The sequence below is a fragment of the Endozoicomonas sp. YOMI1 genome (assembly GCF_024606345.1).
Lineage (GTDB): Bacteria > Pseudomonadota > Gammaproteobacteria > Pseudomonadales > Endozoicomonadaceae > Endozoicomonas.
Genome location: NZ_JAHHPM010000019.1, coordinates 1 through 15565, shown reverse-complemented (window position 1 = coordinate 15565; position 15565 = coordinate 1). Strand labels below are relative to the sequence as shown.

Genomic DNA, 15565 nt, shown 5'->3' with positions numbered 1-15565 from the left:
GCACCAGACCATCGGGGGAGGCATACAGGGCCATATCCCCCATATCCACCATGCTGCGTTTGCTGATGCAGGCGTGTGCCGTATCGAGCCGTTCCAGGGTCATGGCGCTCGGTTCGGTACCAAAGGCCACATAGGGATAACCATCCGTGGCAATGATCACACTGTTGGCCGCCACCGCCAGTGACTGAATGTCATACTCCACCGCCAGCCGGTAGGCCGCTGGCCAGGCATACAGATGGTAAGGCTCGCTGAACATCAGCTCCTTCCTGGAAAATCCCACCGCCACGCCACCGGGCAGCACCACCATGTCTTGCAGGTTGTTGGGTGGCGCCACCCAGCCGATGGTTTGCAGGATGTCGCCCCGTTGGTCCAACGGCGTTTCATCCACCACAGTGGTGACACCCACCGGGGTATCGGTAGCCACCGTTCCGGCATTGTTGATCTGGGTGCAAAGCTGATACACGCCGATCTGGGTACTGGTGTAAATCCGGTAATGGGTGATATTCAGGTCCACGGAACCGGGACCGGCTCCCACGGTAATGTCCACCGTTTCACCGGGCTTGACCACAATCTCACCTGATGGCAGGGATGGTGGTCCTTCCCGACCATTCTGGTCCACCCAGGTGTAGGTATAGAAGCGTGTTTCAGCGTCCACTTCTTCCGCATCTTCCAGCGGTGTGCCACTGAGGCTGACTACGGGAGCTACGTCCGGTTCCGGTATGCCCAGTTGCAGGTCATTGACCGGATAATCACTGCCACCACTCAAGGCCAGGCCGTTATCGGTGAAACGGGGACCTTTTACGGTGCCAGTGTAGTAGACCCGGTTATTGGGATCGTCCGCTACGGGGGAACGGATCACGTCCACGTCCGTGGCCCAGTCAAACCAGTAGCGATTGCCTTCATTACGATAGAGATAGATGGACTGCACCGTTGCATTCAGGGCCCGTTCATCGGCAGGGGCGTGGTAGGCTCGCAAACTGCCATTGGTCAAACGGCAGTCAATGGCAGCCTCTGCCTGGGTATCTTCCAGCAGATGACTGTCCAGCCAGGGGACTTCGCCGGTAAAGGAGGTAATGTCGAGTTTCATGGGCTGTTACTTCTTATACCCGTAGACAAGATACAACTCATTGCATTTGCAGTCTGAGAATCCGTGTGGAACTTGATACCAAAGACACTGTGAAGAAGCGGAGCCGAGAGCATGGCCGATCTGTAAGGTACTGTATCACCAGTATTAATATTGGCAGTCCAGGCGCCTTTATTTGAACCGCTCATGGATATGGTCATGGTGCCGGACAAATAAAAGCCATTTGCTTCTCCCTGAGCCAGTACATAGCCACTGTATTCGTCCTGCATGGGACCACTTGTCCCTTCGGTTTTGATTACTGAGGTCTCAGCCATATCAATCCATGAGTAGCCATTCCAGAAAGCGACGCCCAGTTTCATATCCTCAAGACTGTTTGCTGCTACTGAAAGATTGCTGATGACCAGATGGTAACCTGAGTAGATTGAGTCATCGAAACCGCTATCACACACTATTTCTGATACGCTACTTTCGTTGACTGTCGCTATTAATTTCATATCATCGTCCTCATCAGCCGGTGGCTCTGTGGGTGTCGAGTTTTCCAGGGCTTCCACCCGTGCAGTCAGGGCAGCCAGAGCATCAGTCAGGTCTGGGGGAACTACCTGGCTTTCCAATGTCTCCACCCTTGGTACCAGATCGGAAAAATTGGTGTTCATGTTGCTTTGCAGGTCGGATACATCACTCTCTACCTGATTCAGCCCAGAATTAATCGTACCGATGTCATTTTGAGCCTGAGACAGCCCGGAGTTTACCGAAGCTATATCCGTTTGCAGTTGAACAACATCATTGCCCTGGTTACTCACATCCTGTTGCAACTGTGTCATGTCATTGGCCTGGGTTGCGAACTGTGACTGCACCTGAGTCAGTCCACTTCCCTGAGTAGCCACTTGTGTCTGTATCTGGCTCACATCATCGCTGAGTGAGTCAATTTGTGTTTGCAGATTATCGGAACTCGATTCGTACAGCGTCAGCTTGCCCAGCGACTCAATCTCAACATCCACATCGGCAGACAAAGGGGTGTTTAACTGAATATCAGTGCCGGTGTCTGCACTGAAATGCGTGCCTTTAATCAGCTTCAGGCCATCCACAAACACGCTGACAGGCCGGTTGATTTCATAGTGATGGCTAAACGTCTGCTGTCCGGCGATGCCGCTATAAACTGAGCGCTGGGGAACGGCAAGCTGTGATACCAGATTGGTTCCGGCTACCGCCTTGATAATCACCATGGCAGCCCGGTTACGGGGACGGGTTTCATCGCCTCCCCGGCTGTTACTCAGCATCCACTGCTCGGTACCTTCTGCGGAGTGACCAGTACCCAGGTCATGATACTGGCCTCTGACCACTGCCGGATCGGCTGAAGTCCCAAACGGCATCACATCCCATTTGCTTTCATTAATTGCGATAGCGACTTCATGGGCATGGTTTGCCATTTCTTCGGCCTGTTCACTTCCCAGCTCCCGGTCTGTATCTACAACACGCCCATGGTCCCATCCCCGGATAAACTCGCCCCGGTAATCGGGCAGGAATGCTTTGCCGGTTTCGATCCGGTCTTTGTAAAGTTCATAAAGCTCCGGGTATTGATTACTATCAATCTCTGCCCCGTCACACTCCAGCCATCCTGCCGGTGCGATTGCCGAACCATCCCACAGTGCTGTTAATCCAACTGGCGTGGTTTCCAGAAAAGTGTCGCTTACTGCGGTCCATGTGCCGTTATGTCGAAAATAGAGCTGACCATCCTGTGGTGCTTCTTCTACATCACCACCTCCACCGGAACCACCTGTCTGCTCCTGCCAACTGGCCCTGGTACCATCGGTGACCAGCGCCTTGCCCTGATGGCCAGTCTGATCCGGCAGACCATCGACTTCTGCCCAGGTTCTGTTTATACGGGCATACTGTTTGCCATCGTCCGGGGCCTCATCGGGTCTGTCTGCCAGGGCTTCGGCTAATCCTTCCGTTTCAGCGATGGTGTGTTGATGGGGGGCTGGCAGGAAATAATCCGGTTTATCCGTGACTTGTTCCCAGCTCAGAAAGGGGCCAAGATGAACGGTTATTGGCCTGACCACATCCTCCACAGTAACCTGAATCACATCATGGTTATCATCCAGATGCAGGACGATGGGCTGGTAACTGCTGTTATCCATTATGAAGACAGCTCCACGTTATGGGTAACACTGACCAACAGCTGCCAGCGTCCGGTCATGACGGTCTGTACTTCTTCTGCATCCGGTGATACCAGTTGCAGGTCGTAATAAAATGTCTGGGTTGCCAGGTTGCGGGTATCTTCCGGGACAATCTCCAGTGTCGCCGCACTACCGGTAACAGTGATCTCCTTGCGTAACGCCACTTCTTCATCACTCTGCAACGGGTGATACTTCATGGAAAAAATCAGCGTCCAGCCCGTGTAATCCACAGGCAGATCATTTTTCCGCAACTCAATGGGAAAACTGATATTGTTGCCCCGGATATGGGGTTCCAGGTTCACTTCCGTCATGGCCATCAGACAAATCTCCTTCTGGTCACCGATTGCTCGCCGCCGCTGACGCCCACCAAACCACGGATACGCTTACGGTTCAGTTCCTTCTCGTACTTCTGCCGGTTTACCTCACTGAGCTGCGGGTTCGTCCAGGGTTCATCGGGCATCATTTGCAGGTCGGCCAGTACGCCCCAGCAGGCAAACTCAAGGGTCAGGTTGCCCACATCGTCCGGTATCTCTGTCGCATCAAAGGCAGGCATCAGGGTCAGCTCGATGTCGTGCATGGCGTCCTTGTCCGGGATCGGGGCAACGTGCAGGGAAGTGGTTTCAAAATGGCGATAGTAGTAAGGGGTTCCGGCAGAAAGATAAGGGGGCAGCAGGTCACGGTTTTCCAGCCGGGTGCCGTCTTCACGCAGGATATTCTGCACCGTGGCGATGTCGCTGCCAGCGGGTGCGGTCAAGGTATAGTCCCTGATCCCCTTGACCATAAACAGCTTGTCATGGCGTCGCCAGATATTGGCCCGGTGGCAAATGTCCCGCAGGGTAATGATCAGGTAGTTCTTGATCACCTGATCCGGGCAGCCCTTGGCATACGGGCGTATGCGGGAAAGGTAGGCGTCCAGTTTCATGGGCTATGCTGTCCTTGGGAAAACCCTGAATAAGAAGTACAAAGGTGCGAATAATAAATACAAAACAGCGAGAAAGTTTGTCCAAACTGTTCTACGATCTGGTAAAGGTTCCACTGGCACTGTGCATGATCGGTCCCGTGCTTAACGAGCCTGCTCACCTGTTGGAATTGGAATTTTTGGGCTTTGCACTGGTGCTCGGCTGCATCTACTTTGGCTATCAGTTGGAGAGTTGATTATGGATACGGGTGATCAATACCTGCTTGTCACTGCCATGTTTGCCGTGCCGATGCTAATCTTTGGCATCTGGTTGCACTTCCATGACAAAAAAGCCAAAGAGAAAAAGCACTAACCCTCCACCTTGCCCTGAAGCATCTGCCGGAACATTTGATCCACGTTCCATTTCAGCCCCAGATCATTGGCAAACATGGACAGGTAACTCTGGGCCTGCTGCATATTGGCCTCTGTCTCCATATCCATGCTGAACGCCCGGAACAACATGTAGTTGATCACCGGGTTAAGCCACAGCTCGTCAAGGCTGAATTGCTGGGTATCTGTTTCAAAGTCAGTTATGGCTATTCGTGCGGGTGCCTGGCTGACCAACAGGTTTAGCTGATGATCCGCTGGTGGTACGGGATAGACATAGAAGACAGCGGGGCTTTTCTGATCGTAGACAAATTGCTCCACTTCCGTACCGGTGGCCGTGGTCCAGTTGGGCAGCAGGCTGTCCAGACTGTTGCGGGTAGTCGCAATTACTGTTCTGCCTGTGGTCGGGTTATCGACAATATCCAGCAGTCGGTAGGTGCCAGGTGGCAGCGACTGTACTGCCTGTGCCTGACAGGTATAGGCCAGTAACTGCGAGTTCACATCCGGCCGGTTCTGCACCACGGCCAGTAGCGCTTCGTTATAAGCATCCAGCAGGTCACTGTTAGTCCAACGTGGCACAGGTGTGTTGTCCTGAAGCAGGTTGCGCACCCTCTGGATGATGGCGATAACCTTCATACCCTATAGCCGGTTACCCTGCTGGTCACAGAACTCCAGATCTACCCCCATTCGTTTCTTCAGCTTGGGGTTGTAGATAAAGACACTATTGGTGTTCTTGTTCAGTACAAACTGCAGAGGCTTTTTCCCGGCCTTGGATGAAGTTGTCGGCTCCTCCGGCTCTTCTGGATTTTCCAGCAGATCATCACCATTCATCAGTAAGCGAACTTCATCTTTTAAATCATCCAGCTTCTTGCGCTTGTCCAGTTCCACGTTAAACATCTGCCGGGCGACGGATTCAAGTTCATCCTTGCTGCGGCAGGTCTCCAGATCAAAGGCCATGTTTTAGTATCTCCATGAAAAGCTTTTCATCACAATACCCATAGGGCACAAGAGACACGAAGGCACAAAGAAAAGCTTGTTGTCTTTTCCTTCGTGCCTTTGTGACTTTGTGGTTCAAAAAAAGGTTAAGAACGCTTGGCTGCCAGCAGCACACCTGCATCAGGCTTCAACACCTTGTAGCCATACACCTGCAAGCCACGATGCCCCATGCCGAAGTGCTTCTCCAGGGTCAGGCTCTCATGCTTGATAAACTGCGATGCAAACCCGGCAAAGTCCTTCACACCCGCCATGCACTGGGTAATGCCTGAAGCGGTGGCCAGGTTGTTGCTGCAGTAAAGCGTGAAGCGGTTAATGATGCCCAGCCTTCCGTTACGCATGATGGAGGTACCATCACCAGCCAGTGACGCATCCTTCAGCTCAGACTTCTTGATCATCCCGCACACCCAGGGAGGCAATACCAGCCAGCGGCCGAACTCGGGAATATTCTTCTCGTCCAGCAACGTGCCCATATCGACGATATAATCCAGCACATTAGCCTTATCCACGACCACGCCGGTACCACCGCCGTCGATCTTGTTGTCCGGATGCACATCGGTGTAGATATTCCCCAGCACATCGCCGTCTACCGCGATCTTCACGTTTTCTGCTGCATCAGCAGAAGACTCGTTGATCAGCTCGATATTGGACTGGACACTCTGGATATAGTCATCAATAAAGGCGTAGTACTTGGTCTTGTCGATGGGCATTTCCACCTTGGGTGGTTCCAGATCCTGATACTCAACCCCCACGGCACGGTCATAATCCGCTACCGTAATATCGGGGCGGGTACGGATCACTACCTTGGAGCCTTCCGACTGGATCTCGCCTTCCCAGTTGGTGTTGCAGATAGCCGACAACACAGTTCGTTTATAGAACTTCGCGTTGAGCTTTTTGGAATAAATAACGGACAGGGCATTTGCCATAGCCCCCGTTGGAAACGTGGTCGTTGCCATGATTCAGATCCTTTGAATCTCTTTCGAGAAACGGTTAGAGCCGACCTCCCTGCTTAATCCACTGGGCCAGAACCTCATCGAGTTTTTCCTCGTTGGCATCAAACTCTTTCTGCGGCATGGCCGCTATCTGTTCCAGTGTCATAACGGGTTGACGACCCTGAGTGGTCGGTGTTGAGCGGGACCGCACTGGCGGTTCGCTCATCTGTTTTGCCTGCTGCATTTTTTGCGCTGGATCAGGTGCAGGTTTGGGCGCAGGCTTATTCAGACCGGCAGCCTCTTTATAGAGACTCATTACCTGCGCCGCTCCCAATGGACTGACACGACTCAGCTCCTGTACATCAGCCGTTTGTCGTGCAAACCAGCCTTTAAAGTCCTCACTGGCAGAGATCTGCTCCACATCAGGATGAAGACTGCGCAACTTGCTCCAGAATGCCTGCCGGGCCTGCTCCGCCTCCTGTTCCTGCCGTGCCTTCTCAATAGCCACCAGCCGCTGCTCCAGTTTCCGATTGAGCTGCTCCGACTCATCCAGCTTGTTAAACACCGGGTCCAGCTCCTGGTAATCCTTACGGAGTTCCTGAAACTGGTCAGACGGCTCTGGTTCGCTATTGGGTTGGTTCGGCTGACTCAGACTCTGCTGACTGAGCAGGTCCACTTTGGCCTGCAACAAAGCCATCTGTTGCTGAAGCTCCGTATTGCTACGCTCCAGATCAGCGGCTTTTTGCGTCGCCCGGGTCATCAGGGCATGGGCATTCTTGCGGGACTCTTCCGCTTTGGTGTACTTGTCCTGCCAGTCTTCACCGCTCTCTTCACGATATGTGGGGGCAGGCGGCTCTGACTCTTCGTCAGTCGCTTCCGGCTCCGGTGGCGGGGGTAACTCATCAGCGGGCGGGTTCTGGTCGGTCTGCTTGTCCAGCTCGTTCTCTTGTTGTGCAAAAGCGGCAGGGGCTTCCGTATTTAGACCCATAAGGGCTGCAAGTTCGGCGTCAGTTTCCTGATCCAACTGTTCGGCATCGATTGCCATCTTCACTCTCCCTGTGGGGCGCTGAGGCTTGTCCACATTTGGTTTAGCCTGATCTTGTGGGGCCTGGGCTTATCCACATATTTCAGGCATTCACCGGTAACCGCTCCATGCGTTACCGGCATACCGCCTATCCCTGGGCATAAAAAAACCGCCGAAGCGGATTGGTTTTTACTGCTGTTTCAAATACGTCGCTGCCCTGAGCTGCAAGGCGATAATGTCATCCAACTCCTGCACTCTACCCTGCAGGACGCGCAAATTGGTTGAATCCTGGCACGTTGCCAGTTTCTCCAGCAGCAACTTGCGTCGGCGCAGAAGATACTCCTCCACTTCGTACTCCGGACGGTTGCTCACCGTCAGAACGGCTTCCGCCTCTTGCGGCTTCAGGTGCATGGGATTGGGCATAGAGTTCTTCCTCGGGTCTCAGGGCTTTATCCGGATCAATATCCAGGGATTTCAGGTATTCGTTATACAGATAGCGATGGTCAGTCATGGGACCCAACACCGGATTCATACTGACGTTCAGGGCATTCATCATCCGTTCTGACTGCAGCTCTTTGGCAACCAGCGCAGCACTGCCCATGGCCACCACATCCAGATCACCCCGCTTGGCATCTTCGCTATCACTCCAACGCATAGCGAAATTAAACAGACTGTCGATCAGTGGAACGGTTGCGTAGTCGTCTATATTTTTTACCACGCTTTTCAGGGCCACATTGGCCGCAGTCATCAGCATGCTCATACCGCTGGCGGTTTTGTTCAGGCTCTGGGTCTGTTCGCCATGGGTGTAACTGGGGAGTGACGTTTCTTCATCCGCAAATCTACGGAACATTTCAAAGATGCCGGACAGATCCTTCTGGTTACTTTGAATATTGATCGCCTGAATCATCGGCCCTTCACCAGCCTCGCCATCATAAAACCAGAGCCGATAGGGATAGATCTTCTTGGCATCTTCCAGGCTCATGCCTTCCGGTAATTTACTCACATCCATCTGGAACATGGGGCCAGCGGTCAGGGCTGCGTTATCCAGCAGGGCTCTGCCAGTGGAGTTCATTACATCCTGACTGTCGTTCATCATGTAGGGGATGCCGATACCCCAGAACCGATGCAGTACACTTTCGTAGGGAACAAAATTGTAGGGGATCGCTTCCGGCTTCAGCGGATTGAGCCGTGCCATAATCATCCGGCCATCGCAGATCCAGATATTGGCCTGGTATTCTGCCTGCTCATCAATATCGGTAACGCCATACTCCATCAGCTGATGGCCATCTACCGGCCCCCAGTACTCCAGCACATCAAAACGCTGGGGCGTAACGTACTGCTCATCATTGTTGTTAATGTTTCGCAGCTCCCGCTCGTAATCTTCAGGAACATGATTACCCTGGGGAGACTCCATCAGAATGGCGTGAATGGTGTCCTGTTCAAACCCGGGGCTACCTGCTAATTCTCTGAACTCATGTTTGGTTAGAATATGGCGTCGAAACAGATCGTTCGGCTTGCCTGGATCATGGGAATAAGGATCCGGAAACAGATCAAAGACACTGGCCCATTCAATATCCGGCTCAATGCTCTGGTGATCGGTGAGCTTCCATTCGTCACCTTCACTTTCCCACTTCTCATGGTTCCGAATATTCAGAGTGGATACCTTGATGCAACCGGTTCCCAGGGTTACCTGCTCACGAACCATTTTTTTGATTTCGGTAAGTGCGTTGGCATTAATCAGATAGTCCTTGATCAAACGCTTCATCTTCATGGCAGCGGTATTGGCCTTTTCCAATGCTTCCGCCAGCAGCTCCCGCTCCATTTCATCGTTACGTTCCTGGATGAGTTGGTTTCGGGTTCGGGGATCAAGTCGATATGGCAATAGTTCCTGAATAGCCATCATCCGGATCTGCTGCTTAATGGCGGCAGGAATATCAGACAGTGGACTGGGAACAATATCCCAAAAGGAATCCACATTCTGAAACAGCAGATCAATAAGTCTTGAATAGGCAGCATTGACTTTGGTGGCAGTGATCTTGATAAACACCCGGCTCAAGGCCTGCTGCTGTTCCATCACCTTTTCTTGCTCGGGACCGTATTCACCCTTTACCGCCCGCAGTGCATCCAGCCACTCATCTTCCACTTCCCGTCGTGCTTCCCGATAACCCTGCCAACGGCTGTAGAGATCGGAAGCAAAGGCATCACGCACCGCCTGTTCACGACGTTCGTTGTCCAGTGCTTCATCCAACTCCGCCTGAGTCACTTGATCCGGAGTAGCAACCATCACCAGTCCGTGTTCCATTACCTGACCTTCTTGCCTCTGCGACGCTGCCACTCAAGGCGATGACCGGCCATAATGGCTGGCCAGCGCCCCACCACTTGCTGAGTAAAAAGAATAATTGTCCGTTCCATCAGTAAGCCGATTTCCCTGGAGCCAGATACTTCAGCTCATTGATATTGATCTTCCTTCGGGGCAACTTCAGAACCATCTGCTGGGCGATGGCATAACTGATCACCCGATCATCGAAGCAACCTTCCTGGGCATTAGTGGCTCCGTTGTCTTCAATGACGTAGGTCTGGCACTCCTTTACCGTCTCTACGTTGCAGATCCCCGCATCACCATCCCTGAGCAATGCCGCCAGGTGATCAATCATTAACGGTTTTGATTTGGTCGTGGTCAGCCAGCCGATCCGCTTGGTGCGTTTCTGGGTGCGCTGGTCCACGGTGGTTTCCATGTAAAGATTGGGGTACTTCAGGTCTTTCAGTTTGGTGATGGTGGTCAGGCCGTGGTTGTTTCTTTCCACACCAATCAAAGCATTGTTGTAATAACGACCCAAGTGATTAAGCATCTTGCCCAGGTCATCCGGAGCAACATGGCCAGACCAGTGCGCCACCTGATAGCCAGAACGATCTAATACGTCGATAGATGAATAATCGCCGTGCTTGTGTTTGTCATTGATCGGAGCTAATCCTTCTGCCACATCGCAACCAATGACATACTGCTGACTCCCCTCCACTGGGTACCAGATGTTCAGTAATCCCGGTTTCTTCCGGTTCAAGCCATTGGGTGTTAACTCACACTGCCATTTGGATGAATAGCATTCCTGTTTAGCCGCTTCAGTATGTTTTGGATCAAAGACAGGCCGACCAGAGAACAGAAACGCCTCTTGGATATTGCAGGGGTATTCCTGTTTGAACTTGTCTTCGGATTTCAGCTCATAGATTTTCTGACGTCGCCACTGCAGCTGCCCATCATCCAGATCGTAAGTCTGTTTCAGGTATCGTTCGTCGGCATCTGTCGTGAAATCCTGGGGGACTTCGGCACGGTATTCGTCCTGCCAGAACCAAGGTATAAACACCAGTTCAAAATCACCGCGCCCAGCATCAGCGTCCATAACATAATCATAAAACACACCACCGAAGCCGTTAGCAGTGTTCTCCAGAATGACCTCAGTATTTTTTTCATTAGGTACTGCCTGTAACACACCCGCCAGGTGTTCATCCGCATTGGGCCAGAAGGCTACTTCCGATCCATGAAACAGCTGCGCTGTGGATGATCGACCTGCTCCCTTATTGCCAGCGGTTCCCACCCGATACCCAGAATCGTGGTAAAACTCCAACAGCTTGGAGCTTTTATTCTTGAGTTCCCTCTGGGTAAAGGGTGGCTGATTGTCGTGGTACCGCTGCACCATATCAAACAGGTTGGCGGTGGCATCGGCTTCATGGGTCAGGATGTAGGCCCGTAACCCCTTGCGATTGCTCACCAGCCAGTAAAAACGACCTTCAGTATAGGTGGAGCAGCCCTGTTGTCGTCCTTTCAGTACAACAATTCTCACCTTGCCCGTGCGCTGGCGTTGATCCTCGATGCGACTATCCAGGTAGAGCTGAGCCTTATTGAGTTGAAAGGGAATGACTTTGGCGCTTTTGGTGCGGATCTTCAGGCACTTGCTGGCGTAGAACTGAAACTCAGTCAACAGCCGTTCCCGGGCTGGCTTTACCCGTCTTTTTCTTCCAGCCATTCGTCCAGCGTCGGTATCTTTTCCGCTACCACGGTCTGCTCATGACGATCACGCCAGTGGTAGCGGTTTTTCATATACATAATCAGCATGGCTGGGGAAACATCCTTGTTCATACCCAGTGCTCCCTGCATGTATTTCTCTTCCCAGAATACTTCTGCCAGCACATCCGCCTGAGCTACAGCTTCAGCAAATTCCTCATACCTATCGATGTACGACAGAAACGTGTTATAGCTGATCCCCATTTCCGTAGCGGTAGCTTTCCTGCTCAGGCCTGTGCTCATCAACTCCTTCACCTGCTCGCACATCTCAGGAGTGTATTTACTGTGATTAGCCATGATTAGAAAAACTGTTTGATGGCAAAAGCGATAATGCCCGCCGTGGTGGTCGCTGCAATCCATTGAATCACACTGCTGATGGTGGAGTTTTTCAGTACTGATTTTTCGATAGCATCCAGCCGTTCCTCACTGCGTTTTTCTCGCAGTGCCAGGTTCACCATCCGCTCATCGTGCTTGGCCAGGGTCTGCAGGATCTGGGTAATGCCATCTAGCTTTTGCTCTATACGGTTGAAGCGGTCTTCATCACCCATAGCTATCTCCTTGCGACACCCTTCAGTTTTTCCAGCGTTCGGGCACCTCCCAAGCCCAACAAACAAAGCAGCAAAGTAATCACAGTGCTGGTATCCGCTACGGGTAACTGCTGTACCACTGCCAACTTATCCACAAGCATCAAACCAATGATGACCAGATCCCGAACAATCCAGGTCCAGGCAAGAATAAAAACACAGAGCCAACCAAGAGCAGGACGCCAACCGGAAACAAATACCGAAGGATGCTTTGCTTCTTCAATAGTTGCCAATGCCTGCAGAATATGAGGCTGCTGCAACTGGTGATTCAAAGACAGTTCAGCTTTGGCTCGTTCCTCATCGGAGGTAAACAAACCATCCAGACCACCCATCAGCTCTTTGGCAATCCCAGCCATAGGATTCAGGTTAATCATCATCTACCAACTCAAAGTGCGGGTAATCCTTAAACCGATGATCTTTCAGCTGACCATCCCGATCCCAGTCACCACCCCAACGCAGCTTGATTCCCATACCCTCAGCAACACCCAGCACATAGCCAGCAAAGTGCGCAAACCGTTGATAATCAAACCAGTCCAGCGGATAAGCCATAACATCCACAGCCTTACTGGGTAGTTCATTATGATTACTGTCTGGCCACTGCAACTCTGACTGACCATTTTCAAACGCCAACATCTGGGCTGCCTTGCCCCGGTGACCACAAATAATCGTGCAATCGTAATACTCAATCACTTTATTGAAGACACGCTGAAGCCGCTCATCACAAGTCGACAAATGTCGCCTGGACGAAGCGGAAAAGTGAAACATGAAGCCCCTTTTTTATAGTGGTTCAGTTTGGGAGTGGCAGATACTAAAAACCCGGCAACGGGGCCGGGCTTCTTTGAAGGATTCAGGCAGTGGGAATGTAAGTTATCGGGAACGCTCCCAGCATGAGCTTTTACCGTACTTTGTGGGTCATTTTTAGTCAAGGCTTTAGTTTTCATACTTAATGGCTCCAGCCTCTTCCAGTAATTCCTCAGCCCGACCTTCAGCCAACTTGATCCATTCACTGCACACTTCCTGACAGGCAATACGCCAGCGGTAAAGCGTCTTACGGCTTTTCCCGGTTATCTCAACTTTGCCTTTCTTCTGCTGCATATCAGGATGCTGCAATAGCCACATCAGATACAGAGAAAGCATCACCGGATTCTTGCGGATCGCTTTGGGTAGCCGCTCATCGTTCCTGAAAAGATTAGTCACCCGTAACCATGCACTGGAACGGTTCCCCTGATTATCGTCATAGCGAATAGTCAGAATGGCAAAGAGTTCCGGATTCATACGCTCCCGAAGATCCCCTTTGCGAATACCATGATCACCCAGTCGTTCATCCCGTGTACTTTGATATTCTGGTGCAACAGTCGTCTTTCGATAACCACTGTTGATATCCAACTGCCAGCTGACAGTTTTCATCATCAGTTCCGGGGTTCCGAAAATCCGCATCAAGGCTGGTTCCAAAGCAAAGTACATGGCATTCTCCTGATTCAAGCTTTGTTTTTGTACTTTGATCCATCAAAAACAGCGGGATCAGTCGCCGATACAGCCCACAAAAGTGTGCCGATAACGCCGAACATCCTCGCGGGTTCGTCTCACCAGCTCCGCTTCCGAGCCATAGAGTTCAACAAACAACATGGCATTGACGTGTATGGCATCCGGAAGGTACCGATGATGGCCAGGACACAAAGGCATGGTGTCAAAATGACTGGCCCGTCTTCCGGCTCCGGTACCTTTGCGCTGATGGTGAACCTCTGCTGGAGTATCGGGCAGACCAGAGATCCTGCAAACGATACAACTGAGTTGAGCAACATCCGAAAGGTATTGTTTTTCTTCCCTGGCCACCGTGATTCCTTACGCAAAATTCACCACTCGTTCCACCAGCTCATCCACCTTCGCACGACTCCAGCCCCGTTCCGGATCCAGTACAAAAGACAGCAATACATCCATCGCTGCTGAGTACAGCTGCTCAAATATCTCCTGGCTCATACTGGAAAACTTCAGGCTTCTGGCCCTGACTCTGACCCCACCATCCGGGTATCCGATCACATCATAAAATCCAGCCTTCACCGTTACCCAACGACGAAATTCATCGAAGTTTTTCTCCGGTGTAAACCACTGGTCAGTGCCCGCCATCCGGCACGGCTGTGGCTCAAAATGATCAAAGCCTAGCTTCAATAGAGCAAAGAACTTGCGATGAAAGTGCGGGTTACGGACCTTACGAAACTCTGCCCGAATCACCTGCCCGGTCTTCAGCTGCTGCACAAATAGCTGGTCATCGTCGGATACCGGCATCAGCATGTGTGATGTCACTTTCTGCAACGCCAGCTCCGCCATCAGATCACCTCCACAAAATGCCAGCAAAGCACCAGCACAACCCAAACCACCGCCAGCCAGACGCCATTCCTAAGCCCGTTCATCAGAACATCCCCATCAGTTTCTGCCGTGCACCCTGCCCATCCAGCGGGTCAATACCCTGTTCAGCCATGCTCTCCCTGACCAACTGATTTGAGTGAATGGCCGGATCAAACTGGTGTTCGATGGAAAGCTGATCTTCAAGCGGCGCACCGCTCAACACCCGGTTGGTCAGTGCCTGATAGGCATTGGCAAATTTAACCTTCACATCCCGGCACTCTTGCGCTGAACCAGCAGAGCGCAACTCATGCCAGCCTGCAGCCCGCCCCGCCATATACACCGCCCTATGCGACCAGGGATGGTGATTTGGAGAACCGGCATGGTCATTGGCTTCCTGCCAGGCTTTCGCCATCTCCGGCAGCCCCATTTCCTCCGGCTTCGGCTGGCAGAGCCGGCGAAACTCCGGAGCCGATGGCGGCCAGTCGCTCCCCTCCCGTTTCACCCGGCGAATGCCAAGCTCCAGCTGATTCGGATGCAGGTCCCTCAGAGTATCCAGCCACTGCCCGGTTCGATCCGCCAGGCCGTGCTCCCGTGTCCACTTCGCTCCGTACAGGCCGATCATGGTCCCAAACAGGTCCGCAATCTGCTTCGGGGTCGTACCAGTCGCGCTCCCGACACTTCGTGGCACTTCCCCCATCCAGGGGGTTGTGCGGTCGTCAGACTGCACATATGTCTTGTAAATATTTCTCTTATTCTCTTCTTCTCTATTTCTCTTATTCTCTAGGCGAGATTCTACCGAGCACTTGCCGAGCATCTTCCGAGCGTTTTCCAACAACTCTTCGGTTTGCTTCGAGCCCTTGTAATCACTGGCTTTTGCAACGGCCCTCTCAATAACGGGTATCACTCCAGGCAAGTCTTCCAGCAGCATCTGCGGCAGTTTCACCAGCAGCTTCAGGCGGGCATCAATCTGGGTGATATTGTCCACAGGATTGTGTTCCATAAACTGCGGAATGCAGATGTACTTACACTGGTCAGAGGCCAACAGGAAACCGCTCGTCGTTAGCTCGGCAATCGCTCGTTCAACGC

General features: G+C 52.3%; 18 protein-coding genes. All 18 read right to left on the bottom strand.

The window, feature by feature from the left end; translation table 11 throughout:
* A partial coding sequence (locus KDK15_RS00795; protein ID WP_257293460.1) for a hypothetical protein occupies positions 1–1087 on the bottom strand: 1087 nt, incomplete at its 3' end.
* Entirely contained in the window at positions 1084–3222 is a 2139-nt protein-coding gene (locus KDK15_RS00790) for a tail fiber protein (protein WP_257293459.1), read from the bottom strand. The genes KDK15_RS00790 and KDK15_RS00795, both read right to left, overlap by 4 nt.
* On the bottom strand, positions 3222–3578 hold the full coding sequence (locus KDK15_RS00785; protein ID WP_257293458.1) for a hypothetical protein: 357 nt from the start codon (positions 3576–3578) through the stop codon (positions 3222–3224). The genes KDK15_RS00790 and KDK15_RS00785 overlap by 1 nt, the downstream gene beginning before the upstream one ends.
* Positions 3578–4123: a hypothetical protein gene (locus KDK15_RS00780; protein ID WP_257293457.1), complete on the bottom strand. Its 546-nt coding sequence runs from the start codon at positions 4121–4123 to the stop codon at positions 3578–3580. Before KDK15_RS00780 ends, KDK15_RS00785 begins: the two co-directional genes overlap by 1 nt.
* A gap of 405 nt (positions 4124–4528) precedes the next feature.
* A complete protein-coding gene (locus KDK15_RS00775; protein WP_257293456.1) occupies positions 4529–5182 on the bottom strand; it encodes a DUF6682 family protein in 654 nt (217 codons plus the stop codon).
* 3 nt (positions 5183–5185) lie between these two features.
* Positions 5186–5503: a hypothetical protein gene (locus KDK15_RS00770; RefSeq protein ID WP_257293455.1), complete on the bottom strand. Its 318-nt coding sequence runs from the start codon at positions 5501–5503 to the stop codon at positions 5186–5188.
* 125 nt (positions 5504–5628) lie between these two features.
* Positions 5629–6495 (bottom strand): hypothetical protein, encoded by an 867-nt coding sequence (locus tag KDK15_RS00765; protein WP_257293454.1) that lies wholly within the window; start codon positions 6493–6495, stop codon positions 5629–5631.
* 34 nt (positions 6496–6529) lie between these two features.
* On the bottom strand, positions 6530–7516 hold the full coding sequence (locus KDK15_RS00760; RefSeq protein WP_257293453.1) for a hypothetical protein: 987 nt from the start codon (positions 7514–7516) through the stop codon (positions 6530–6532).
* Positions 7517–7751: 235 nt separating this feature from the next.
* Positions 7752–9797, bottom strand: coding sequence for a hypothetical protein (locus KDK15_RS00755; RefSeq protein ID WP_257293452.1), 2046 nt, complete (start codon positions 9795–9797; stop codon positions 7752–7754).
* Positions 9798–9906: 109 nt separating this feature from the next.
* On the bottom strand, positions 9907–11514 hold the full coding sequence (locus tag KDK15_RS00750) for a hypothetical protein (RefSeq protein ID WP_257293451.1): 1608 nt from the start codon (positions 11512–11514) through the stop codon (positions 9907–9909).
* The gene (locus KDK15_RS00745; RefSeq protein ID WP_209204372.1) at positions 11490–11849 is read right to left on the bottom strand and encodes a hypothetical protein; all 360 of its coding nucleotides are present in this window, start codon (positions 11847–11849) and stop codon (positions 11490–11492) included. The genes KDK15_RS00750 and KDK15_RS00745 overlap by 25 nt, the downstream gene beginning before the upstream one ends.
* A gap of 2 nt (positions 11850–11851) precedes the next feature.
* Positions 11852–12100 carry a hypothetical protein gene (locus KDK15_RS00740; RefSeq protein WP_257293450.1) on the bottom strand — a complete coding sequence of 83 codons (249 nt, stop codon included), beginning with the start codon at positions 12098–12100 and terminating at the stop codon, positions 11852–11854.
* Between the two features lie 2 nt (positions 12101–12102).
* Complete coding sequence (locus tag KDK15_RS00735; protein WP_257293449.1) at positions 12103–12513, bottom strand: holin family protein; 411 nt, start codon at positions 12511–12513, stop codon at positions 12103–12105.
* Positions 12503–12901, bottom strand: a complete 399-nt coding sequence (locus tag KDK15_RS00730; protein ID WP_257293448.1) for a hypothetical protein — start codon at positions 12899–12901, stop codon at positions 12503–12505. Before KDK15_RS00730 ends, KDK15_RS00735 begins: the two co-directional genes overlap by 11 nt.
* A gap of 165 nt (positions 12902–13066) precedes the next feature.
* A complete protein-coding gene (locus tag KDK15_RS00725; RefSeq protein WP_257293447.1) occupies positions 13067–13600 on the bottom strand; it encodes a hypothetical protein in 534 nt (177 codons plus the stop codon).
* 57 nt (positions 13601–13657) lie between these two features.
* Positions 13658–13969, bottom strand: coding sequence for a Ref family protein (locus KDK15_RS00720; RefSeq protein ID WP_257293446.1), 312 nt, complete (start codon positions 13967–13969; stop codon positions 13658–13660).
* A gap of 9 nt (positions 13970–13978) precedes the next feature.
* Positions 13979–14461 (bottom strand): DUF1367 family protein, encoded by a 483-nt coding sequence (locus tag KDK15_RS00715; protein ID WP_257293445.1) that lies wholly within the window; start codon positions 14459–14461, stop codon positions 13979–13981.
* 82 nt (positions 14462–14543) lie between these two features.
* A partial coding sequence (locus KDK15_RS00710; protein WP_257293444.1) for a replication protein P occupies positions 14544–15565 on the bottom strand: 1022 nt, incomplete at its 5' end.